This is a genomic window from Ruegeria sp. CDSA141, from assembly GCF_059612005.1.
The window spans coordinates 1-22,956 of sequence record NZ_JBXWPT010000012.1 but is presented as its reverse complement, the minus strand read 5'-3'; the positions used below and the strand labels follow the sequence as shown (position 1 = coordinate 22,956).

Below are 22,956 nucleotides of genomic sequence, written 5' to 3'. Positions count from 1 at the left end.
GTTTTGGACTGGCGCGATCACGGAATACTCCTGACTTTACGCCGCCATGGCGAAACAGCGGCGATTATCGAGGTCTTCACCGAAGGCCATGGTCGTCATGCCGGTGTGGTGCGTGGTGGGACCAGCCGCAAGATCGCGCCGATCCTGCAACCTGGCGCGCAACTGGACGTGCTGTGGCGCGCGCGACTGGAAGAACATATTGGCACCTTTCAGGTCGAGCCCCTGCGGTCCCGCGCGGCAGCCGCGTTTTCAGGGCGGCTGGCACTGTCCGGTCTGAACGCTGTCGTCTCTCTCTTGTCCTTTTGTTTGCCCGAACGAGAACCACACGCCTCGCTCTATACACGGACGGAACAGTTGATGGACCTGCTGGGGCAGGACGAGATCTGGCCTCTGGCTTATCTGCGATGGGAGCTCGCGCTGCTGGACGAACTTGGCTTTGGCCTTGATCTGACAGCCTGCGCCGTGACGGGTGTGACCGAAGGATTGATCTACGTATCGCCCAAAACAGGCCGTTCCGTTAGTGCGAATGGCGCCGGTGATTGGGCGGACAAGCTGTTGCCCCTTCCGCCCTGTCTGCGCGGGGAAGGCACTGCGCCCGACGCCGAGATCGCAGAGGCCCTGCGCACGACCGGGTACTTCCTGGAGCACCGCGTCGCGCCGTCTTTGGGGCATAATCCGCTGCCCGAAGCGCGGGCCCGGTTCGTGGATCAGGTCACTCGGCGGCTGTGAACACCATCTCGTGCCCATCCTCGTTTCGCAGGATCAGCACATTGCCTGACACTTCGGATTGGGTCATGGTCATGAGGGCGGCAAAGTAGAACCCTTCCGCTTCGAGCCCCGCGCAGGCGGCGCGCGTCGCGCTGAGGTTCTGAACCTCAAACCACGGGTAGGGCGCGTTGAGTGTTCCGTCATAGCTGTTGCACGGAGCGTTTCCGGAAATCCTGCCTTCTTCGGGAAACCGCAGCAGAGCACTCGCCTCATAGGGCTGACCATCGATCTCCTGCAGCACCCAAATCTGGTCCGCCGCACCATAGGCCGCAACGGTTTCGTCCTTGTCGCATTGGAACAGTGCCATCAAAGGCAGGGTCAGGATCAGGCGTGTCATAGCTGGGTCTTAGCGCATCGGGGTTGCCGGCGGAACCACGGTCAGTAGGGGAGGGACCCGTTCAGCAGTTGCTCGCGCACTTCCTGCCTGGGTTTCCAGTTATAGCGCGTATCCTCGCGCACCGGCGCCCAGAACAATGCGCCACTGTTGCGCCAGGGATCAAGGATGATGCCGTCATACATCGAATCCCCCTTGGCGCTGATAGACGCCGAATGGTGGATAATTCGAAAGGATGTCGGCGGAGAAGTGGCCCAATTCAGGTCCAGTGTCCGGAAGTTTTCCTGCCGCAGCCGCTTGGTCATGGCTTCGGCCCAGTCATTGCACAACCCTTTTTCACGGAACCCGTTAATGACCTTGGCGTTGTGGACGATGGCCGGGTCGGTGACATTCCAGTCCCGCGCCAATTGCTGCGAATAGGTGTAGGCGATGGTTGCCGCCTTCTGGGCTTCAACCGGATCGACATCCGGCCCAAGCCTTTGGATCGACTGCGCAAGCGTCTCGATATCACTTTGACTGGCCGTTGGCGCAGGGGTGGTGCAGCCCACAAGAAAGAGGGTCGTCAGAGTGGCGCAAAGGACGAAGAAGGATCGGGTCATGCAAAGTACCAAATGCTGATCGGGTTGAGTCAGGTCCAGCTGACGCTGTAACGGTGAAAGTGCCGGGATCAAAGGGGGAAGTTTGGACACGTGCCAGTCACACGTGTCGTTGTAGAGGCGCTGAAGGGCGTCGATGTGGGCCTGTACAAAACGGAAGGTTCCAAGGACAGAGTGCGTACAAACCCCACCGTAAAGAAAAAGACCCGGCGCAAAGGCCGGGTCAGTTGGGGAAACGGGGTGCCGGTTCCGGTCACCCGAGCAGACGTCGTGCTATGACCTGTGCCTGAATCTCGGCAGCCCCTTCGAAAATGTTGAGAATGCGCGCGTCACACAGAACGCGGCTGATCTTGTATTCCAGCGCAAAGCCATTGCCGCCGTGGATTTGAAGCCCGTTATCGGCTGCTGCCCAGGCCACCCGGGCGCCTAGCAGCTTGGCCATGCCGGCCTCAAGATCACAGCGCTGGCCGTGGTCTTTCTCCCACGCGCTGAAATAGGTCAGTTGGCGCGCAATCATGATCTCGACCGCCATTATTGCCAGCTTGCCCGAGACACGCGGGAAGTTGATCAGCGATTTGCCGAACTGCTTGCGGTCGATCGCATATTGCATGGCGATATCCAGCGCGCTTTGCGCCACGCCGATAGCGCGAGCGGCAGTCTGGATGCGGGCGCTTTCAAAGGTTTCCATCAGCTGTTTGAAACCCTTGCCTTCTTCACCCCCCAGCAGGTTTTCACCCTTGATGTGGAAGCCGTCAAAGCCCAGCTCGTATTCCTTCATGCCGCGATAGCCCAGAACCTCGATCTCACCACCGGTCATGCCGGGAGTGGGGAAGGGGTTCTCGTCCGTGCCCGGTGTTTTTTCGGCCAGGAACATGGACAGGCCGCGGTGATCGGTGCTGTCGGGATCGGTCCGCGCCAGCAGGGTCATGACATGGGTGCGCGCGGCGTGGGTGATCCAGGTCTTATTGCCGGCGATCCTGTAATCACCGTTCTCGTCCTTCACGGCACGGGTGCGCAGGCTGCCAAGATCCGAGCCGGTGTTGGGTTCAGTGAAGACAGCGGTCGGCAGAATTTCGGCGCTGGCCAGTTTCGGCAGCCAGTTGGCCTTTTGCTCGTCTGTGCCGCCGGCGATAATCAATTCGGCTGCGATTTCCGAACGGGTGCCCAGTGAGCCAACGCCAATGTAGCCACGCGACAGTTCTTCGGACACAACGCACATCGAGGCTTTGGACAGGCCGAAACCGCCAAACTCCTCCGGGATGGTCAGCCCGAAAACGCCCATTTCCGCCAGCTCTTCGATGATTTCCAGCGGGATCAGCTCATCCTTGAGGTGCCATTCATGGGCATACGGTTCGACCTTTTCCTGCGCATAGCGGCGGAACTGGTCGCGGATCATTTCAAGTTCTTCGTCCAGGCCCGACGCGCCGAACATGGTGGCACCGGCCTGATCCTGCATCAGCTCGACCAAACGGCTGCGTGCGGCTTGTGAATTTGCCTGCGACATCAAGGTCTGTACTTCGGACGACTGAAAGCCCGACAACGCATCCCAACCGAGACCCATATCCTGAAGGCGCACGACTTCGCCCTGGTTCATCGGGATGCCACCTGCGACCTGATGCAGGTACTCGCCAAAAGCTATCTGGTGAAGCAACTGCTCGACTTCGCCGAACTTGCCTTCGGCCTGAAGTGCTTCGGCCCAGCGCTGCATCTGTTGCAGCGACTGATTGTACGTGGCCAGCCAGGCCAGACCATGTGCGGCGGTCTGGTTTGCTTCGATCAGAGCGCCAGAGATACGGCCATCTGCCGAGACCATGCGGCGCACGGATTCACGGGCCTTTTCAAAAACGGCTTCTACCGCGGGTACGGCAGCCCGGGTCATATTCAGAAGATCGGGCAAAACTGCAGCAGTTGTCATCTCGGTCATATCCTGTCCGTCGTGGGCCATGAATCGCGTCCTTTCCTCGGTCGTCTGGTCATATCATGCTGCACGTGCAGCGCAACAAAAATACCAATTATGATGTAAAAAAGTTCAAATATTACCCCATCATTTTTGCAATGCAGAAGAATATCCAGATGATATCTAGGGGGAATGAACCTGTTTTCCATTCTCTCGCCGCAGGAACTGCTGTTGGCCATGGCCGTCGCTTTTGCCGCAGGGTGGATCAAGGGTATAGTTGGCTTTGCCATGCCCATGGTGTTTGTGTCAGGACTTAATTCCTTTTTGCCGCCGGATCTGACGTTGGCGGGTCTGATTTTGCCGACACTTGTAACCAATGGGCTTCAGGCACTTCGGGGTGGGGCCAGCGCAGCCTATTCTGCAATCCTTCGGTTCCGGGTATTTCTTGTTGTTGGCGGCCTCTTACTGGTGCTGAGTGCGCAGCTTGTCGCACTGGTCCCGAATTCTGTTTTTCTGATCCTCATCGGTGCATTCGTATCTGTGTTCGTTCTGTTTCAATTACTGGGCGCCCGTTTGACTCTGAGCCGCCCGTCACAGGGTATTGAGGCCGTGATCGGAGGCATTGCGGGTTTCGTCGGCGGCATGTCGGGAGTATGGGGTCCGCCGACGGTTGCCTATCTTACGGCTTTGAATACACCCAAGAAGGAACAGATTCGAATACAAGGTGTCATTTATGGGCTGGGCGCGGTGCTTTTGCTAATTGCCCATCAGATGTCCGGTATTGTTCGCGCGGAGACGATCCCATTTTCCGCGACCTTGGTTCTTCCTGCTTTGGCGGGGATGTGGGTGGGCATCAAGCTGCAGGACCATTTTGATCAGGCCAGTTTCCGCAAGGTCACACTGTTTGTCTTGCTGGTGGCCGGCTTGAATTTACTGCGGCGGGGCCTGATGGGGTGACACCTTAAACCCGTCGCTTGTCGGCAAACCTGAAGGCAAAATACAGACCCAGCATCAGGAAGAACAAGCCCGATATATCGCCGATCAGGAAAGCGATGTATTCGACCGTCGCACTGCCAAAAGCCAAATTGGTCAACCCGGAGACAAGGAAGGACGTGATGACGCCGACGCCCATCACACATATCCAGCAGGGTTTGCGGTCTGGGCGGGGAAACAGGTTCCATCCGATTGCTTTGAGAAGATAAAAAACCGCCGGGACAGTCAGAACTGCAATCGCGATGGCCATCAGGCGGCTGGGCAGGAATACGTCCGTTCCACCCAAATAGGCGAAAACGATGAACACGCCAGGCAACAATGCGAAAATGGCGCGCCACCCCAACAGCCACGCCGTCAGAACCCGTACACCATGCGGCAGAAACAACAGGCTCGCCCGGCTTGGATATTCCGGGAAAAACACGTTCTGCAACGGCATAAGAACGGCGAAGGTAAGGATCGACGCCAGCACATAGGCCAGAGAGGCCAGAAGCGTTTCAGTAGCCCACGCGCGCAAAGTGATCACGGCTCCTTGCGCTCGTGGATCGCTTCATCTGGGCGCATGAACGATGTACCGTCCTCGGTTGGCGCTGCCGCTTTGAGAAAGATAGCCTTTTTCGACCAGCGATTTCAGCGCGCGGAAGAAAGTCGGGCGCGAAACGCTCTGAACCAACGTGTGCTCAATCAAACCGAACGTGCGTACTTCCCGATCGGGCTTGGAAAGCTCTTCGGCGGCATAGTAGATGTCGCGCTCAACCGGAGATAGATTCTCCAGGCCTAACGTGCGCTCCATGCTTTGCATCAATTTGCGCAGTTCGGTGAGTTTCGAGATCTCAGTCATAATTTTACCTACAGTTTTCTGTGCCGTTTGTCGCCTAATTGCGACCATTTGAGTCTTTCTGAATGACGCGCATTTCAGAAAGTCTCGTATTGACACTCATCCCCATTTACTTAGACTAGTTGGCTGATTAGGTTGCTCAATCCCGCGTTGTGAGTGTGCGCACATGAGTGATCCCCAATTAATTTTCAGCCAGTGCCCGGCGCAAAAGTGCCGGGTTTTTTCGTCAAAGCGACTATCAGAGCTAGCGCAAATTGCATTTTGAAACAACGCAATTGTATGTGCTTATTACCACAAACAACCTTAGGGAGAAGTGCGGCAGGCGTAAGGCAAAAGGGGCTTTTCAGCCCCTTTCCCAATTTATCCGATTGCGACGGCTTTGATGTCGTCGTCAATGAAGGGCAGATACTGCTCGAAGTTCTCGGCAAACATCTGAACCAGTTTCTCGGCCTGTTTGTCGAACGCGGCCTGATCGTCCCAAGTGCGGCGCGGGTCAAGCAGAACTTCGGCGACGCCCGGGACAGAGACCGGAACGTCAAAGCCGAAATTGGCATCCTTGCGGAACTCGGCGTCGCGCAGCGAGCCTTCCAGAGCGGCGGTCAACAAAGCGCGGGTTGCGTGGATCGGCATCCGGCTGCCTACTCCATAGGCGCCTCCGGTCCAGCCGGTGTTGACCAGCCAGCAGGTCGCGCCGTGTTGAGCGATCTTGTCCCGCAACAGGTTGCCGTATTCCTCTGGGCGACGTGGCATGAACGGTGCGCCAAAGCAGGTCGAGAAAGTCGGCTGCGGCTCGGTGATGCCACGTTCTGTACCGGCCACTTTTGACGTGAAACCCGACAGGAAGTGATACATTGCCTGTGCTGGCGTCAGCCGCGCGATCGGGGGCAGAACGCCAAATGCATCGCAGGTCAGCATGATGATGTTCTTCGGGTGACCACCCAGTGCGCTTTTGGACGCGTTCGAGATATATTCGAGCGGATAGGCGCAGCGCATGTTCGCAGTCAGTGAGTCGTCGTCGAAATCCAGTTCCTTGGTTTCGGGGTCGAAGACCATGTTTTCGATCACCGTACCGAATTTCGAGGTGGTCGCGTAGATTTCCGGCTCTGCCTCTGCATTCAGGTTGATGGTCTTGGCATAGCATCCGCCTTCGAAGTTGAAGGTGCCGCGATCCGACCAGCCGTGCTCGTCATCCCCGATCAGTATGCGCGAAGGATCGGCGGAAAGGGTTGTCTTGCCGGTGCCGGACAGGCCGAAGAACACGGCGGTGTCGACCGGGTTGCCAACGGCATGGTTGGCCGAGCAGTGCATCGGCATCACACCTTTTTCGGGCAGCATGTAGTTCAGCAGGGTGAAAACCGATTTCTTGTTTTCACCGGCATATTCGGTGCCGCCGATCAGGATCAGCTTGCGGTCGAAATTCATTGCAATCACGGTCTCGCTGCGGCAGCCGTGCTTTGCCGGGTCGGCCTGAAAGCTGGGGCAGTTGATGACCGTGAAGTCGGCAGTGAACTCATCCAGATCCTCGCGGTCCGGGCGACGCAGCAGGTGTCGGATGAACAAGTTATGCCACGCCAGTTCAGTGACCATACGAACATTGATCGCGTAAGCCGGATCAGCACCACCAACCAAATCCTGCACAAAATAGTCACGGCCTTTCATATGGGCCAGCATATCATTGTACAGCGCGTCAAAGCCCTCGGGACTCATTTCGGCGTTGTTTTCCCACCAGATGGTGTCGGCAACGCTGGCGGTCTTGACAACGTGTTTGTCCTTGGGCGACCGGCCTGTGAATTTACCTGTGGTAACCAGAAACGCACCACCATTGCCAAGTGTGCCTTCGCCGCGCTTCAGCGCCTCTTCGATCAGCGCCGGTTCCATGAAGTTATAATAGACATTGCCCAGACCCTCGATGCCCTGATCTTCGAGGCGGAATTGCGGGTTAACCCGTCCAGATGTCATGTGTGTCTTCTCCTGTGGCGGCGCGAAGGTCGTTGGCCGTTGCGCCTTTGGGGCAGTGAGCCGGGAAAACCGGCGGCTGAGCGCGTCTTATCACGGTCATTCAGGGCATGAACAGGCGGGTTTGACGCAGTTAGCGCAACCAAGCCCGAGTTTAGCGCCATCAGAAATTCAATGTCGGAAAAGCGGGCAGATTTTTGCGGGCATCAAGGCAAATTTGCCGCAGACCTGCCGCAACAAAGGCATGATTCGCAGTTACGGATTGATTCGGCGTCTTAAAACCGCCAACAATGCCTTACAAATAAGCGAATTATTGCGCGAGTGAGCAGGAATAGGGGTGAGCCCGATGTCAAAGATTGCACTTGTGGATGACGACAGAAACATACTGACGTCTGTATCCATGACCCTCGAAGCCGAAGGTTTCGAGGTTGAAACTTATAATGATGGCCAGGCCGCGTTGGATGCGTTCAACAAGAAACTGCCGGACATGGCTGTTCTGGATATTAAGATGCCGCGAATGGACGGCATGGATCTGCTGCAACGGCTGCGTCAGAAGACGCAGATGCCGGTGATCTTTCTGACCTCGAAGGACGATGAGATCGACGAGGTTCTGGGCCTGCGCATGGGTGCGGATGACTATGTAAAGAAGCCTTTTTCGCAGCGTTTGCTGGTCGAACGCATTCGGGCTTTGCTGCGCCGCCAAGAGGCAACAAGCGGCGACGCGGTTGCAACCAACAGCAATGATACTAAAGTCATGGAACGCGGCGACCTGAGAATGGATCCGTTGCGCCATGCGGTCAGCTGGAAAGGGAATGATGTGTCCCTGACCGTGACTGAATTCCTGCTGCTTCAGGCGTTGGCCCAACGTCCGGGTTTTGTCAAAAGCCGCGACCAGTTGATGGATGTCGCCTATGACGATCAGGTCTATGTGGATGACCGCACGATCGACAGCCACATCAAGCGCCTGCGGAAAAAAATGCGCGCGGCTGATTCCGAGTTCTCGGCGATCGAAACCTTGTATGGTATCGGTTACCGGTACAACGAAGAATAGGCGCGGCCGCCTGCAAGAGGTAATGGGGTCTCGTGCGCGACACCGAACAAGCCAGCGAAATGCGCGACGGTGACGTCGTTCTAGGGGATGACTGGGTCATTCCCCAGGACCCCGAGTCAGCGGAGCTGAGGGAAAAGCGATCCCGGAGGAACCTGTTTTCTCTGCGTGGTTCACCTCTGGCGCGCAAAATCATCACTTTCAACCTGATCGCTCTTGTGATTCTGGTCACTGGGTTGCTGTATCTGGACGACTCACGAAAAGAGAAGGTTCAGCAGACTGCCCGCAATCTGCTGGGCGATGCGCTGCTAGTCAGCAACGTGTTTGAAACCCAGCTGCGTCAGGGCGCACAGCAATCCGGGCAGAATGCCGGGAACCTAGACGTCAAGGATACCTTGTCTGGCCTCACCCTGCCCGAAGGGGGCGAGGTTTTTGTATATGACGCCAGCGGCACGTTAATCGGCTGGACACGTGGTGCCCCGCAAGCCTCAGATATGCCGGTTCTTCTGCAATCCGAGGCCGAGATTCAGACCGGCAGCACGGTGATCAGCGACACGCTGAATGCTGTCTGGATGGGTTTGTCGAATCTGCTCAATTGGTCAACTGAAACCGAGGCACCGACGTTGGCGCAGCGTGTTCAGACCATTATTCCGCAAGCGATTGCCGGTCACAGCCAGGTGCAGGCGGTACAGGACAGCGCGGGTGAGACGGTTATCGTGGCTGCCGCACCGATCCTTTATGCGGATGTTCCCGCCGGAGCGGTTGCCATTACTGGTCCTGCGGGTGAAATCGATGCGCTTGCCCGCCGTGAGCAGGAGCGCATTCTTCAGATGTTCGTGGTGGCGCTGTTGGTTTCTGTGGGCCTCAGTCTTGTACTGGCCTCGACCATTGCCAATCCGCTGGCTGACCTGGCATCGGCCGCCGAAATGGGCAAGGACCGCGGTACGGGCGTCAACCCCGGGCGCATCCGTATTCCGGACCTCAGTGGTCGTCCAGATGAAATAGGGCGTCTCAGCCGCGCTTTGCGTGGTATGGTAACCGCGCTGTACAACCGGATCGACGCAAACGAACAGTTTGCTGCTGATGTCGCCCATGAAATCAAAAACCCGCTGGCCAGCCTGCAATCCGCCGTGGGCACACTGCGGATGATCAAACGCGAGGATCAGCGCGACAAACTGCTGAATGTGATTGAACATGATGTTCGGCGGCTGGACCGGCTGGTCAGTGACATATCGAATGCGTCGCGTCTGGATGCGGAACTCGTCAAGGAAGAAGAGCAACCCTTTGACCTGCTCAAGCTGCTGGGCAATCTCGGCCAGTATCTGGGCGAAGATGCCCGATCCAAGGGCATCGACTACATTACGGATCTGCCCTCCGAACCAATTGTGATCAACGGGCTGGAAGCGCGACTTGCGCAGGTCTTTGTCAACCTGATCACCAACGCGATTTCCTTCTGCGAGGAAAATGACGCCATTCGCGTCTGGGTCAGACAGCGAGACAACCGTGTGTTGGTCGTTGTCGAAGACACCGGCCCAGGAATTCCCGAACAGGCGCTCACCAAAGTGTTCAAGCGATTCTACTCGCAGCGTCCGGCGGAACATTTTGGCAATAACTCGGGCCTGGGGCTGGCGATCTCGAAGCAGATTGTCGAAGCCCACGGCGGCGTGATCTGGGCGGAAAACATCCGCCCGACCGAGGCCGACATCACGTCGGATCCGCTGGGTGCCCGCTTTGTTGTAGGGCTGCCCGTTTAAATCCATGCACGTTGATACACTGTCACACGCCAAAGGTCAGGACAGGGCCTGTGTACATGCCTCCTGCGTTTCGCTTGCCGGACGCGGGCTTTTGATCATCGGTTTGTCCGGTACAGGGAAGTCCGGTCTGGCTTTACAAATGATGGCGTATGGTGCGGATTTGGTTGCGGATGACCGCGTCAATTTGGAGATGCAGCATCATCGGGTGTTTGCATCCGCCGTGCCACAGATACGCGGTTTGATCGAGGCGCGTCAGTTTGGCCTGCTCGCAGCCGATCCCACAGGCCCGGTTCCGTTGGATTACGTCGTGGATCTGGACCAGCATGAGCCTCAGCGTCTACCCGATCCTTTGATGATTTCCGTGCTGAGGCAAACTGTTCCCTTGCTTCGGGGCGCGGGGGTGCCCAACTTGGCTGCAGCGTTGATGCAACTCCTGGGAAATGGGCGTGTAAACCCCGAATGGCCGAACAAATGACATCGCAAAGGCGAATCGTACTTGTCACGGGTCCCTCCGGGGCAGGAAGATCCACTGCCATTCATGTGTTGGAAGATCTGGGCTTTGAGGCCATCGACAACCTGCCGATGGGACTTTTGCTGCGCTTGCTTGACAGCGCGGACAGCGACCGTCCGATGGCGCTGGGTATAGATGCACGCAATCGCGATTTCTCAACGATCGGCTTCATAGAACTGGCCGAAACACTGGGTCGGTTGGCGCAGGTCGATCTGACGGTTCTGTATCTGGATTGCAGCGATGATGTTCTGGTGCGCCGATTTTCAGAAACCCGAAGGCGGCATCCCGTCGCCAAGAATGCCAGCCCGGAAACCGGTGTTGAGCGCGAAAAAGAGCTGCTGACACCGATACGTGAGATCGCGGACACGCTGATCGACACCAGCCTTCTGAACGTGCATCAGCTGCGGGAAGAGGTCGAGAATTGGTTCGCACCACAAGGCCGGCGGCATCTGGCGGTTTCCATCGAATCCTTTTCCTATAAACGTGGACTGCCGCGCGGATTGGACATGGTGTTCGATTGTAGGTTTCTCGCAAATCCCTATTGGCGCCCGGAATTCAGGGCAGCGGATGGTCGACACCCTGACGTTGCGCACTATGTGCAGTCAGACGCAAACTATTTACCGTTTTTTGAAGGTGTGCTGGGCTTGCTGACCCTGCTGTTGCCTGCCTTTCGGGCCGAGGGAAAAGCGCATCTTTCCGTGGCATTCGGGTGTACCGGTGGCCAACACAGATCGGTTGCCCTGGCAGAAGCCGTTGCAAAGGCCCTTGCGGAAGACGGTCAGCAGGTGGCAATTAGACATCGCGAGATGGAACGTCGGTCGTTGAATGTGAGGTCAGATTGATCGGAATTGTGATCGTTGCACATGGGGGGTTGGCTCAGGAATACCTGGCCGCCACGCAACATGTGGTCGGACCGCAGGCCAGCCTCGTGGCGGTCGCGATTGAGGCTGACCACGACCGGGACGAAAAACAGGCCGAAATCTGCCGTGCCGCGGACGAAGTGGACACCGGCAATGGTGTTGTAGTCGTCACCGACCTCTTTGGAGGCAGCCCCTCGAATCTCAGTCTGCGTGCCTGCGCTCCTCAGGACCGGCGTATTCTGTATGGGGCAAACCTGCCGATGCTAATCAAATTGGCCAAAAGCCGCCACTTGCCCATTGGTGATGCCGTCCGCCAGGCAATGGAGGCTGGACGGAAGTACATCAATGCGCAGAATGTGACATTGGATTAAAAGCGGATTATTGAATATGACTAACCGAAGCCTGAAAATAATCAATGAAAAGGGCCTTCACGCACGGGCCTCGGCAAAGCTGGTTGAGGTTGTGGAGGGGTTCGATGCGCATGCTGAGGTGTCAAAAGACGGACTTTCTGCATCAGGCGATAGTATCATGGGCCTTTTGATGTTGGCAGCATCGCGCGGAACAACTATTGACGTCGAGACGTCCGGGCCGGATGCTGAGGCATTGGCAGAAGCTCTGGAAACGCTTGTGAATGACAAGTTCGGAGAGGGGTTTTAAGCCGCCCCGCCGGGACATGAAGAACGGGAAGACCAGGAATTGGCGGAAACAACGCACGAGACCAAGACAAGCCCGGTGGTGGATGGGGCCACAGATCAGGGTGAGATCTACGACCGTAGAACTCTGACCTATGCAAACTCATTTGACGATGCCTGGACTTCGACGGCCATTCGGGCCATCGAGTGGTGCACAGGCAAGCTGACCATTTTGCGTATGGTCAACAAGTTCGAAAAAAAGAACGAATACTATCGCGGCCAGCGGTTCTGGGGCGGTGCCCTCAAGACTATGGGAATCGACCTGACCACACCGCAGGAACAGATTGACCGCATTCCCAAAACCGGCCCGGTCGTCGTCGTCGCCAATCACCCGCATGGGATGGTCGATGGCATGATTCTCGCCGAGCTGATCGGCCAGGTACGCAGCGATTACCGCATCCTGACCCGTTCGGTTCTGACAGGGCTGGACGAAGCGGCCACATCATTCATGATTCCGGTTCCGTTTCCACATGATCCCGAGGCGCAGGCCAAGATGTTGGAAATGCGCGGCAAAGCTATGGAACATCTCAAAAACGGTGGCGTTGTGGCGCTGTTCCCATCCGGTGTTGTGATGTCCTCGGATGATTGGTTCGGGCCTGCGATCGAGCGGGAATGGAACGTGTTCACCGCCAAGATGATCCGCCGTTCGGGCGCGCGCGTGGTGCCAATTTTCTTTCCGGGCAGTAATTCGCGCTGGTACCAGATTGCCAACCGCGTCTCTGCAATTCTCCGGCAGGGACTGTTGCTGCATGAGATCGTCCGATCCTGCAATAAACCCCAGTCGCCGGTCATCGGCGAAGCGATTTCGGACCGCGATCTGGAGCTGCTGGAGCGCGATCCGCGCGGTTTCATGGCCTGGCTCAGAAATCACACCATGTCTCTGGGCAAGTCGGAACAAACCTGATCCGCGTCTTCATCTGGCTAAAAATATCCCGGGGGTGAGCCCGGGCAAAGTCCGGGCGAGGGGGCTGGCCCCCTCAACGCGTCGGTACCGGAACTTCGCCTCGGTAATCATAAAAGCCGCGCTCGGTCTTACGACCCAGCCACCCGGCCTCGACATATTTCGTCAGCAGAGGACAAGGACGATATTTGGTGTCGGCCAACCCGTCATGCAGCACGTTCATGATCGCCAGGCAGGTGTCCAGCCCGATGAAATCCGCCAACTCCAGCGGGCCCATGGGATGATTCGCTCCAAGTTTCATTGACTGATCGATGGATTGAACGTTCCCCACGCCTTCATAGAGTGTGTAAACCGCCTCGTTGATCATAGGCATCAGGATCCGGTTCACGATGAAGGCCGGAAAGTCTTCGGCGCTTGCCGCCGTTTTGCCCAACCGATCCACCACCGCTTTGCACGCGTTGAAGGTTTCTTCATCCGTGGCGATGCCGCGGATCAATTCCACCAATTGCATAACAGGGACAGGGTTCATGAAATGAAAACCCATGAACCGTTCGGGTCGATCCGTGCGGCTTGCCAGGCGCGTGATGGAAATCGAGGATGTATTTGACGTCAGAATCGTATGCGGCAGCAGGTGCGGTTGCAGGTCATCGAAAATCGCTTGCTTGATAGCTTCCCGCTCGGTTGCCGCCTCGATAACCAGATCTGTTTGACCCAGTCGCGGCAGTTCCAGCGTGGTCGTGATCCGGTTAAGGGCAGTCTGCATCGCGTCGTCCGTAATCTTGCCCCGCGACGCCTGCCGCGCCAAGTTGCCTTCGATTATGGAAATGGCGCTGTCCAGAGCATCCTGACTGACATCGTTCAACAAGACGTCGTAGCCCGCCAAAGCCATAACATGGGCGATGCCGTTACCCATCTGACCCGCGCCAATCACCCCGACCGATTTAACTTCCATGTTCAGCTGCCTTTGCCCTGGAGGATACCGCGACAGTATCGGCAGACCGGGGCAGGCGGCAAGAGGATCGAGGCGGTCAATTTTGCTTCAAATGCGCGCATTAGGAAAATCTCAATATCTGTGGCCGCAAGATGGCAGCGGGTGAGATAACGGGGGGGCTTGATATGAGCTTTCATCAGACAAACAGCGGCGGGGAGTCCGCCTGTCAATATGCGGATTCGAAACTTTGGTTCCGGGGTCCGCCCGGCGCGCTGGACAAGCCATTTGTGGCTTGCCTGGGAGGAGAGGAAACTTTCGGCAGATTTGTTGATTGCCCGTTTCCGGCAGTGCTGGAGACGCGATTGGGAAAACCGTGCGTGAACTTCGGCAGCCTGTTTTGCGGGGTCGAAGCGTTGTCCACTGATCCGGGGGTACTGAAACTGGTCAATCAGTCAGGCCTGTGCGTGTTGCAGGTGCCGGATCTTCTGCGCCAATCAAATCGGTTTTACCGCGTGCATCCGCGCCGCAATGATCGGTTCCTTGAACCCACCTCAGACTTGCTGGAGCTATACCCCGACGTTGACTTCACTGAAATCCATTTCGTGCGCCATTTGCTGGAGCGGTTAAGCGCCCCAAAGGACGCGCGATTCGAAGTCGTGGTGCAGGAGTTGCGAGAGGCCTGGATACGAACCACAGGAGAATTAATCGGCCGGATCGAACCCAGTGTTGTTCTGCTCTGGTTGCATGTGCAGCGGCAAGCCGGATCGCATATTGACCCTATTGTTCCTGACGCCGCAATGATCCAACAACTGCAACCCCTATGTGCTGATGTTGTAGAGGTTTCGGTACCTGTATCCGCTCGATCAGATGCTCTCGAAGATGTTTTGTCCGGGACGCTGCGGCAGCCGATTGCGGAACACATGATCGGCCCCTCCGCGCATCGAGAGATTGCCGAAAAACTGCTGGTTGCCTTGAGGGACCTGAACTGAAAAAGGGCCCGCCTGTTGGCGAGCCTTGTTTGGTTTATGCTGTTTGCGCTTGGCTTTAGCCGAGTTTCTCGGTCAGTTCCGGCACGGCCTGGAACAAGTCGGCGACAAGACCAAAGTCAGCGACCTGGAAGATCGGGGCTTCTTCGTCTTTGTTGATCGCAACGATGACCTTGGAGTCCTTCATGCCGGCCAGGTGCTGAATTGCGCCCGAAATACCGACGGCGACATACAGATCAGGGGCAACAACCTTACCGGTCTGACCCACTTGCCAGTCATTCGGAGCATAGCCCGAGTCAACCGCTGCACGCGACGCACCAACCGCAGCGCCCAGCTTGTCAGCCAGCCCCTCGATCAGTTTGAAGTCTTCTTCCGAGCCGACACCGCGTCCGCCCGAAACAACAACGCTGGCCGAGGTCAGTTCAGGGCGGTCGCTTTCGGCCACCTTGTCCTCAACCCATTCGGACAGGCCGGGGTTGTCGCCAACCGACACGGTCTCAACCGCGGCCGATCCCCCTTCACTGGCAGCGTCAAAGCTGGCGGTTCGGATCGTTACGACTTTCTTGGCGTCGTTCGACTTGACGGTCTGGATCGCGTTGCCCGCGTAGATCGGGCGCTCGAAGGTCGAGCCATCAACAACGCCGGATGCATCCGAGATCACCATCACGTCAAGCAAAGCAGCAACGCGAGGCATCACGTTCTTGGCGTCGGTGGTTGCTGGCGCCACGATGTGCTCGTAGCCATCCGCCAGACCTACGATCAGCGCAGCGGTGGATTCCGCAAGGCGGTGGCCCAGCGACGCATCTTCGGCGACCAGAACCTTGGACACACCGTCGATCTTGGCGGCGGCCTCACCGGCAGCAGCGGCAGACCCGCCTGCGGCCAGAACGGTAACGTCACCCAGCACTTTCGCGGCGGTTACGGCCTTTGCGGTCGCATCCATCGCCAGTTCGCCGTTGTTCACTTCGGCAAGCAGAAGTACAGCCATTACACAGCCCCCACTTCTTTGAGTTTCTCGACCAGCTCGTCAACCGAGCCAACGATGATACCAGCGGCACGTGCCGGCGGCTCTTCGGTTTTGACGACTTCCAGACGCGGAGTGACGTCGACGCCGTAATCGGCGGCGGTTTTCTCGTCCAGCGGCTTTTTCTTCGCCTTCATGATGTTCGGCAGCGAAGCATAGCGCGGCTCGTTCAGGCGCAGGTCAACGGTCACGATGGTAGGCATCTTGACACTGATGGTCTGCAGACCGCCATCCACCTCGCGGGTGATCTTGGCGGTGTCGCCTTCGATGTCCAACTCGGACGCGAAGGTGCCCTGTGACCAGCCCAGCAAGGCCGACAGCATCTGGCCGGTGGCGTTCATATCATTGTCGATCGCCTGCTTGCCCGCCAGAACAATGCCCGGCTGCTCTTCCTCGACCACTTTGGCAAGGATCTTGGCAACGGCCAGAGGCTCGATATCTGTGTGTACATCGTCAGCCGCCACAACCAGGATTGCGCGGTCCGCACCCATGGCCAGCGCGGTGCGCAGGGTTTCCTGCGCCTGCTTCACGCCGATCGAAACAGCAACGACTTCGTCAGCCTTGCCAGCTTCTTTCAGGCGGATCGCCTCTTCGACTGCAATTTCGTCGAACGGGTTCATCGACATTTTGACATTGGCGAGATCAACACCGCTACCGTCCGCTTTCACGCGGACCTTCACATTGTAGTCAATCACGCGTTTGACAGGCACCAGTACCTTCATTGTAGCGCTTTCTCCTCAAAAAAACGGTAAGCCGCGAAGGCGACTCCACCAATGCTCTCGCCCGACTAGATAGCGCTTGCCGCAGTGGCACAACAGAGCAAAATCGTCACGTCATGGCGTCGGGACGTCGCGTTTTGCAATTTTTTTGCAGAGAGGCGAAAGAATACTACCCGCGACCTCTGCATTTCGCGATCAGCGGTTCGCGCCCGGAACCCACAATACGTCGTCTTTACCGTTTGCGTTTGCGCAACGGGCAGCAACAAAGAACCAGTCGCTGAGACGGTTGAGGTATTTGACCGCCACGTCGTTGACGGGCTCCATATTCGTCAGTTCGACCGCAAGCCGTTCGGCCCGGCGCGAAACGGTGCGGCACACATGCAGATGTGCAGCCAGACGCGAGCCACCGGGCAGGATGAAGCTGCGCAAAGGTTCCAGCGTCTCGTTCATTACGTCGATCTCGGCTTCCAGCCGGTCGATTTGGGCGGACACGATGCGCAGAGGCGGGTAATCGGCCTCTGCATCTTTCTCCATGTCAGGTCGGCAGAGGTCTGCCCCCAGATCGAACAGGTCATTCTGAATGCGCGACAGCGCGATCTCGACATCGCCTTCGGATTCAGTCCGTGCCACGCCGACAAAAGCGTTCAGTTCGTCCACTGTGCCGTAGGCTGCGACGCGGCCCGAGTATTTTGCTACACGCTCGCCATTGCCCAGAGCGGTTTTTCCCTCATCGCCAGTGCGCGTGTAGATTTTGTTGAGTACGACCATTTATTGAACTCCCTGTCCGCGCAGATACACGAAAAGCACGATCAGCAACACGGCGATGAACTGAAAGAGAATGCGCAGGCGCATCATCTTGTTGCTCTTCTTGGCCGCTTCCATGCCGCCTTTGCCGAAATTCGCGATGCCCAGAGCCAAAACGACGACAACCGCCGCCATAGCCAGAAGCAGAATGACCATCAGAAGGTCCATATGAAGTCACCGTCCGGTTTTTTCGATTATCACCCATCTAGCGTCAGAGCGTCGAAAAGCGAACGGGAAATATCGTCTCAGATATCCGAAAGGATGCGATCAGTGGCTTTTGTGGGCAGGATTCGGCGCAGGAACCCCGCGACATATGTCGGGGTGGTCACGTAATAACGCGGTTTTGGGCGTCGCGCCTCGATCGCGTGGGCCAGCTTGTCCGTGACGGCAGAGGCGGGCAATTCAAACCGGTCTGGCCCACTGCTTTCGTAAAGACGCTTCAGTAGTGAGCCCTCATACTTTTCCCGAATGGCCGAGTTTTCCCAGTCGATGTATTTCTCGAACATTGGGATCGCCTTTTCCCGGAGTTTTGAGGTGATGGGGCCGGGCTCGATCAGGGCGACGTGGATGTCGGTATCCCGCAGCTCCAGCCTAAGCGTGTCGGTCAGCCCTTCGATCGCGTATTTCGTGGCGACATACGCGCCGCGCCACGGGAAGGCGACAAGACCCAGAACCGAGGAACATTGCACAATCCGGCCATGACCTTGTTCCCGCATGACGGGAATTACCTGTCGGGTCAGCTCGTGCCAGCCAAAGACATTGGTCTCAAAAATATGGCGCAGACCATCTGTTGGAACATCCTCAACCGCGCCGGGCAGGCCATGTGCGCCATTGTTGAACAGGGCATCCAGCGAGCCGCCTGTAGCCTCAAGAACATAAGACAAACCCGACGTGATGATGTCTGTATCGGTGTAGTCGATTCTGGGACTTTCGAACCCCTGCGCACGCAGGCGATCACAGTCGCGTTGCTGGCGGCAGGATGCAAAAACGCGCCAGCCGCGCGCACGCATTCCGTGTGCCGCGTCCAGACCGATGCCTGACGAGCATCCTGTAATTAGAATCGATTTCTGCATGTGCCTTCCGAACCTGATCCCCGCCCATAGCTATGGCGGGGTTTGCGGCAGGGCAATGACGCTTCGATGTCAGTTCGTTGTTTTCCGGACGAGTGATGCCGAAATCCACCCAACCTGTTGCCCGGGTAACACGCGCAGGCGCAACCAGCCGCTGCCTGAATCTCCAAAGACCTCAACCTGCTGGCCAATCCTGGCCTTGCCGATGATCGGATAGATCGTCCCCGGCCCATCGCGCAGGTTTACGCGGGTTCCTGAAATTTCGCGGATATCCTTGGTGACCTCAACAGGGGCGGGCAGTTCAACCGTTGGCAATTCGGCGTCGGTAGTCACCTGTTCCAAGGAGGCCAAACCTTGCTCCAGTGATGCCAGGGTCAGGGTGACGTTTTCGTCAGCGAACAGCGTGGGGTTCGCCTTCAAGCCAGCCGCAACCTGAGACAACAACGCTTTTGTTTCTGCTTCATCCAGCTCGGCGACAGTTTTAGTGATCGGGGGGGCCGATACTGACGGTTCTACTGCAGCACGAACGACCAACGTTTCGGCAGGTGCTGGTTCGACGGCTGGTTTGACAGGTCTTGGCGCAGTGGCAACGCGTTCCGGTTCCGCTGTGCGGACCCCGCGCGGCTCAAAGTCGGGACCTCCGCTCATAACGTAAAAGGTCCAGCCGAGTGCGGCGAAAGTAACAAGTACAAGGCGCGTCATGGCGCATCCCCCAGGTCAATCGTAACAACAAAAAAGGCAGCAATTATTCAATTGTTGGAATGGTAGCATAATAGTGAGCTTGAGTCGAAAATTCGGGGAAAACACTGACTTGCCTCCCCCTGTTGCAAAAAGCGCGACTTGTCCCCAGTAAAATACGCGTTGCTTGCTTTACCAAGACGTCCTTGCGTCGTATCACATCATATATGAACGATACGATCGACGACCCCAACATGGAGGCCCCCGACAACGGGGGTGAGGTGGCGGAGCCGCTGCGCCGCGCGATAGGCGAGCGTTACCTGACCTATGCGCTGTCCACCATCATGCACCGCGCCCTGCCGGATGCGCGGGACGGATTGAAGCCGGTACATCGGCGAATCCTCTATGCGATGAGAGAACTGCGACTCAGTGCAACCGGAGGCTTTCGGAAGTCCGCCAAGATTTCCGGCGACGTGATGGGCAATTATCACCCGCACGGTGACGCCGCCATTTACGACGCGATGGCGCGTTTGGCGCAGGACTTCAACGTCCGGTACCCGCTGGTAGACGGGCAGGGGAACTTCGGCAACATCGACGGCGACAACCCGGCGGCCTCGCGATACACCGAGGCGCGGATGACCATCGTCGCTGAAGCGCTGCTTGAGGGTCTGAACGAAGATGCCGTCGACTTCCGCGACAATTACGATGGGACACTGACCGAGCCGGTGGTGCTGCCCGCTCAGTTTCCGAACCTGCTGGCCAATGGTGCAAGCGGCATCGCCGTTGGAATGGCGACAAATATCCCGCCGCACAATATTTCGGAACTTTGTGATGCATGTCTGCATCTGATCAAGACGCCAGACGCGCGCGATGATACGTTGCTGAATTACGTGCCGGGCCCAGACTTTCCGACCGGTGGGGTAATCGTCGAGCCACCGGAGAATATCGCGCAGGCTTATCGCACAGGGCGCGGGTCGTTCCGGTTGCGCTGCAAGTTTGAGGTCGAAGATCTGGGCCGCGGTCAGTGGCAGATCGTCGTCACTGAGATCCCCTATCAGGTTCAGAAGTCCAAGCTGATCGAAAAGATCGCGGAACTGATCCAGACTAAGAAAATCCCGATCCTCGCCGATGTGCGGGATGAATCCGCGGATGACATCCGCCTGATCCTCGAGCCGCGTTCCAAGAACGTCGACCCCGAGGTGTTGATGGGTATGCTCTATCGCAATTCGGACCTTGAGGTGCGGTTCAGCCTGAACATGAACGTGCTGATCGACGGGGTGACGCCGAAAGTCTGCTCGATGAAGGAAGTGCTGCGCGCCTTCCTCGATCACCGGCAAGAGGTGCTTCTGCGTCGGTCCCGCCACCGTATGGCGAAGATTGATCATCGTCTGGAGGTGCTGGAGGGCTTTATCGTTGCTTTCCTGAACCTCGACCGTGTGATCGACATTATCCGTTACGACGACGACCCCAAGGCAGCGCTGGTGCGCGAGGATTGGGGCATTACCCATGTCCGCGCCACCGACGAGTCAGATTATGTCACGCCCAAGCCGGGTGAGGGTGAACTGTCTGAGGTTCAGGTCGACGCCATCCTGAACATGCGCCTTCGCAGCTTGCGTCGTCTGGAAGAGATGGAGCTGGTCCGCGAACGTGACGAGTTAATGCTGGAGCGTGCCAACCTTGAGGACCTGCTGGCCGACGAAGGACTGCAATGGGCCAAGATCGCCGAGCAGTTGAAAGAAACCAAAAAGACCTTCGGCAAAGACTACGAAGGTGGAGCGCGTCGGACCCGGTTCGCTGAGGCCGGGCAGGTCGAAGAAGTGCCGCTTGAAGCGATGATCGACAAGGAACCGATCACCGTGGTCTGTTCTCAGATGGGGTGGATTCGCGCGATGACGGGCCATATCGATCTGAAGCGCGAACTTAAGTTCAAGGATGGCGACGGTCCGAGGTTCATCTTCCACGCGGAAACGACGGACCGGCTGCTGGTGTTTGCCTCGAACGGGCGGTTCTACACCGTTAGTGCTGCCAACCTGCCCGGCGGGCGGGGCATGGGCGAGCCCTTGCGTCTCATGGTCGATCTGCCGAACGAGGTGCAGATCATCGACATTCTGATCCACAAGCCCGGCCGCAAGCTTTTGGTGGCTTCGGACGCGGGCAACGGATTCATGGTTCCCGAGGACGATGTTCTTGCTCAGACCCGCAATGGCAAGCAGGTGCTGAACGTCAAAGGCGGCGAAACGGCAATGATCTGCAAGCCGGTCGATGGCGACCACGTGGCTGTCATATCCCAAAACGGCAAGTTCCTGGTTTTCCCAACCGAGGAATTGCCCGAGATGACGCGCGGAAAAGGTGTGCGTTTGCAAAAGTACAATATGGCGCGAGGTCGGCAGGGAACGCTCGAGCTGGATGGCGGTTTGTCGGATGTAACGACCTTCAACTGGGAAGAGGGCCTGAAATGGTCCATGGGCGGCGACAAGACCCGACATGAGGCGGATATGACGCAATGGCTGGCAAAACGGGCCACTGTCGGGAAAAAACCACCCTATGGCTTCCCACGTGACTATAAGTTTTCGTGATCGCGCTGCTGCGCAGGTGAATTTCCGCCGATACGGCTTGGCACAACCCGTATCGGTGCGCTAGATCAACAAAAAACAGGCCTATCGAGACGAGACATGTTGCGCATTCTGACGCTGATCACCGGACTGGCCCTGATGGCCGCCTGCACACAGACACAAGTGTATGAACCACCTGAATCCCTTGGCGAGTTCAAACTGCGTGTCAACTATGCCTTTGCGGACAAGGCCGTCCAGGGACCTGTGTCGCGGGACGCCACACCTGAAGAATGGACAAAAGCCATCCAGAACGCTGTTGATATTCGTTTGGGGCGTTACGATGGTTCGCAGGAATATGACGTCGGCATTAGTCTGGAGGGCTACATGCTGGCTCCGCCGGGAATACCTGTGATTTACAATCCCAGAAGCACTGCGATTGTGCTGGTCAACGTCTATGACGTGAAGAAGAAAGAGTTTCTGGCCAAGGGGAAGCAATTTCAGGTACTGGAAGACACCACCGGCGGAAGTGCATTTAAAGGGTCAGGGCACGAGCGCACCAAAGAAGAACAGATGAGCGGTCTGGCTCTAAAAGTTGCCGACCGTGTCGAGGAATGGCTTGCTGAAGAGCATGAAGAAAACGGCTGGTTTGACAAACGGCCAGACCTGATCCAGCCGCTGGAATCTGTCGAGGTCACGCAAAATCCAACGTGATCGGCGCATTTCCCTCAGGATGTGCTTGATTTTCCGCTTTGAACCAAATATCTCGCGCGCGCAGATGTAACCACGGGACCAAGGGTCCCCCAAATCGCAAAAGGGCGCCTGAGGAATGGCAAAGGAAAAGTTTGAGCGTAATAAGCCGCACGTCAACATCGGCACGATTGGCCACGTTGACCACGGCAAGACCACGCTGACCGCAGCAATCACCAAGTATTTCGGTGACTTCAAAGCGTATGACCAGATTGACGGCGCGCCTGAAGAAAAAGCACGTGGCATCACCATCTCGACCGCCCACGTGGAATACGAGACCGACACGCGTCACTATGCGCA

27 protein-coding genes are annotated in these 22,956 nt (G+C 57.3%); 14 read left to right on the top strand and 13 right to left on the bottom strand.

Annotated elements, in window-relative coordinates; genetic code table 11:
* Positions 1 to 3: 3 nt before the first annotated feature.
* The gene (gene recO, locus AC2FLP_RS15945) at positions 4 to 729 is read left to right on the top strand and encodes a DNA repair protein RecO (RefSeq protein WP_117872845.1); all 726 of its coding nucleotides are present in this window, start codon (positions 4 to 6) and stop codon (positions 727 to 729) included.
* On the opposite strand, the gene AC2FLP_RS15940 is transcribed toward recO, so the two are convergent.
* The 3 genes from AC2FLP_RS15940 to AC2FLP_RS15930 form a co-directional block, all read right to left on the bottom strand.
* A complete protein-coding gene (locus tag AC2FLP_RS15940) occupies positions 713 to 1,105 on the bottom strand; it encodes an META domain-containing protein (RefSeq protein ID WP_117869859.1) in 393 nt (130 codons plus the stop codon). The two genes, recO and AC2FLP_RS15940, sit on opposite strands and share 17 nt — an antisense overlap.
* A gap of 41 nt (positions 1,106 to 1,146) precedes the next feature.
* Positions 1,147 to 1,791, bottom strand: a complete 645-nt coding sequence (locus AC2FLP_RS15935; RefSeq protein WP_496684997.1) for a hypothetical protein — start codon at positions 1,789 to 1,791, stop codon at positions 1,147 to 1,149.
* 160 nt (positions 1,792 to 1,951) lie between these two features.
* Positions 1,952 to 3,643, bottom strand: coding sequence for an acyl-CoA dehydrogenase family protein (locus AC2FLP_RS15930; protein WP_496684999.1), 1,692 nt, complete (start codon positions 3,641 to 3,643; stop codon positions 1,952 to 1,954).
* A gap of 144 nt (positions 3,644 to 3,787) precedes the next feature.
* Between AC2FLP_RS15930 and AC2FLP_RS15925 the strand changes: the two genes are divergently transcribed.
* A complete protein-coding gene (locus tag AC2FLP_RS15925; protein WP_496685001.1) occupies positions 3,788 to 4,552 on the top strand; it encodes a sulfite exporter TauE/SafE family protein in 765 nt (254 codons plus the stop codon).
* Positions 4,553 to 4,556: 4 nt separating this feature from the next.
* Here AC2FLP_RS15925 and AC2FLP_RS15920 read toward each other — a convergent pair whose 3' ends face one another.
* From AC2FLP_RS15920 to AC2FLP_RS15910, 3 genes are all read right to left on the bottom strand, one after another.
* Positions 4,557 to 5,111, bottom strand: a complete 555-nt coding sequence (locus tag AC2FLP_RS15920) for a hypothetical protein (RefSeq protein ID WP_496675877.1) — start codon at positions 5,109 to 5,111, stop codon at positions 4,557 to 4,559.
* Between the two features lie 24 nt (positions 5,112 to 5,135).
* Entirely contained in the window at positions 5,136 to 5,426 is a 291-nt protein-coding gene (locus AC2FLP_RS15915; RefSeq protein WP_117869855.1) for a hypothetical protein, read from the bottom strand.
* A gap of 357 nt (positions 5,427 to 5,783) precedes the next feature.
* Positions 5,784 to 7,382: a phosphoenolpyruvate carboxykinase gene (locus tag AC2FLP_RS15910; protein WP_117869854.1), complete on the bottom strand. Its 1,599-nt coding sequence runs from the start codon at positions 7,380 to 7,382 to the stop codon at positions 5,784 to 5,786.
* Between the two features lie 55 nt (positions 7,383 to 7,437).
* Here AC2FLP_RS15910 and AC2FLP_RS15905 point away from each other — a divergent pair, with 55 nt between their 5' ends.
* Genes AC2FLP_RS15905 through AC2FLP_RS15870 form a run of 8 tightly spaced genes read left to right on the top strand, consistent with a single transcriptional unit; the run spans position 7,438 to position 13,148 of the window.
* Positions 7,438 to 7,704, top strand: a complete 267-nt coding sequence (locus tag AC2FLP_RS15905; protein ID WP_162896809.1) for a hypothetical protein — start codon at positions 7,438 to 7,440, stop codon at positions 7,702 to 7,704.
* Between the two features lie 21 nt (positions 7,705 to 7,725).
* A complete protein-coding gene (locus AC2FLP_RS15900; protein WP_117869853.1) occupies positions 7,726 to 8,430 on the top strand; it encodes a response regulator transcription factor in 705 nt (234 codons plus the stop codon).
* A gap of 59 nt (positions 8,431 to 8,489) precedes the next feature.
* Positions 8,490 to 10,181, top strand: a complete 1,692-nt coding sequence (locus AC2FLP_RS15895) for an ATP-binding protein (RefSeq protein WP_496685014.1) — start codon at positions 8,490 to 8,492, stop codon at positions 10,179 to 10,181.
* Between the two features lie 4 nt (positions 10,182 to 10,185).
* Entirely contained in the window at positions 10,186 to 10,656 is a 471-nt protein-coding gene (locus AC2FLP_RS15890) for an HPr kinase/phosphorylase (protein WP_117869852.1), read from the top strand.
* Positions 10,653 to 11,534, top strand: coding sequence for an RNase adapter RapZ (gene rapZ / locus AC2FLP_RS15885; RefSeq protein ID WP_299900557.1), 882 nt, complete (start codon positions 10,653 to 10,655; stop codon positions 11,532 to 11,534). The genes AC2FLP_RS15890 and rapZ overlap by 4 nt, the downstream gene beginning before the upstream one ends.
* Positions 11,531 to 11,923: a PTS sugar transporter subunit IIA gene (locus AC2FLP_RS15880; protein WP_117869850.1), complete on the top strand. Its 393-nt coding sequence runs from the start codon at positions 11,531 to 11,533 to the stop codon at positions 11,921 to 11,923. Before rapZ ends, AC2FLP_RS15880 begins: the two co-directional genes overlap by 4 nt.
* A gap of 16 nt (positions 11,924 to 11,939) precedes the next feature.
* Positions 11,940 to 12,209, top strand: a complete 270-nt coding sequence (locus AC2FLP_RS15875; RefSeq protein WP_117869849.1) for an HPr family phosphocarrier protein — start codon at positions 11,940 to 11,942, stop codon at positions 12,207 to 12,209.
* A 39-nt stretch (positions 12,210 to 12,248) separates the two neighbouring features.
* Positions 12,249 to 13,148 (top strand): lysophospholipid acyltransferase family protein, encoded by a 900-nt coding sequence (locus AC2FLP_RS15870; protein ID WP_496685004.1) that lies wholly within the window; start codon positions 12,249 to 12,251, stop codon positions 13,146 to 13,148.
* Between the two features lie 73 nt (positions 13,149 to 13,221).
* Here AC2FLP_RS15870 and AC2FLP_RS15865 read toward each other — a convergent pair whose 3' ends face one another.
* Positions 13,222 to 14,097, bottom strand: a complete 876-nt coding sequence (locus tag AC2FLP_RS15865; RefSeq protein WP_299900565.1) for a 3-hydroxybutyryl-CoA dehydrogenase — start codon at positions 14,095 to 14,097, stop codon at positions 13,222 to 13,224.
* Between the two features lie 131 nt (positions 14,098 to 14,228).
* Here AC2FLP_RS15865 and AC2FLP_RS15860 point away from each other — a divergent pair, with 131 nt between their 5' ends.
* The gene (locus AC2FLP_RS15860; RefSeq protein ID WP_496710063.1) at positions 14,229 to 15,065 is read left to right on the top strand and encodes a DUF6473 family protein; all 837 of its coding nucleotides are present in this window, start codon (positions 14,229 to 14,231) and stop codon (positions 15,063 to 15,065) included.
* 55 nt (positions 15,066 to 15,120) lie between these two features.
* Here the strand turns inward: AC2FLP_RS15860 and AC2FLP_RS15855 are convergent, their stop codons facing one another.
* The 6 genes from AC2FLP_RS15855 to AC2FLP_RS15830 form a co-directional block, all read right to left on the bottom strand.
* Entirely contained in the window at positions 15,121 to 16,050 is a 930-nt protein-coding gene (locus AC2FLP_RS15855) for an electron transfer flavoprotein subunit alpha/FixB family protein (RefSeq protein ID WP_117869846.1), read from the bottom strand.
* Positions 16,050 to 16,808, bottom strand: a complete 759-nt coding sequence (locus AC2FLP_RS15850; RefSeq protein ID WP_117869845.1) for an electron transfer flavoprotein subunit beta/FixA family protein — start codon at positions 16,806 to 16,808, stop codon at positions 16,050 to 16,052. The genes AC2FLP_RS15855 and AC2FLP_RS15850 overlap by 1 nt, the downstream gene beginning before the upstream one ends.
* 192 nt (positions 16,809 to 17,000) lie before the next feature.
* Positions 17,001 to 17,573, bottom strand: a complete 573-nt coding sequence (locus AC2FLP_RS15845) for a cob(I)yrinic acid a,c-diamide adenosyltransferase (RefSeq protein ID WP_496685007.1) — start codon at positions 17,571 to 17,573, stop codon at positions 17,001 to 17,003.
* On the bottom strand, positions 17,574 to 17,777 hold the full coding sequence (locus AC2FLP_RS15840; RefSeq protein ID WP_117869843.1) for a twin transmembrane helix small protein: 204 nt from the start codon (positions 17,775 to 17,777) through the stop codon (positions 17,574 to 17,576).
* Between the two features lie 77 nt (positions 17,778 to 17,854).
* The gene (locus AC2FLP_RS15835) at positions 17,855 to 18,682 is read right to left on the bottom strand and encodes an SDR family NAD(P)-dependent oxidoreductase (protein ID WP_496685008.1); all 828 of its coding nucleotides are present in this window, start codon (positions 18,680 to 18,682) and stop codon (positions 17,855 to 17,857) included.
* Between the two features lie 69 nt (positions 18,683 to 18,751).
* Entirely contained in the window at positions 18,752 to 19,381 is a 630-nt protein-coding gene (locus AC2FLP_RS15830) for an SH3 domain-containing protein (protein ID WP_496685009.1), read from the bottom strand.
* Between the two features lie 203 nt (positions 19,382 to 19,584).
* Between AC2FLP_RS15830 and parC the strand changes: the two genes are divergently transcribed.
* The 3 genes from parC to AC2FLP_RS15815 all read left to right on the top strand — a co-directional run.
* Positions 19,585 to 21,933: a DNA topoisomerase IV subunit A gene (gene parC / locus AC2FLP_RS15825; protein ID WP_496685011.1), complete on the top strand. Its 2,349-nt coding sequence runs from the start codon at positions 19,585 to 19,587 to the stop codon at positions 21,931 to 21,933.
* A 96-nt stretch (positions 21,934 to 22,029) separates the two neighbouring features.
* Entirely contained in the window at positions 22,030 to 22,620 is a 591-nt protein-coding gene (locus AC2FLP_RS15820) for a hypothetical protein (protein WP_117869840.1), read from the top strand.
* Positions 22,621 to 22,735: 115 nt separating this feature from the next.
* Positions 22,736 to 22,956, top strand: a 221-nt coding sequence (locus tag AC2FLP_RS15815) for a GTP-binding protein (protein WP_496685012.1), incomplete at its 3' end; no start/stop codon positions are given.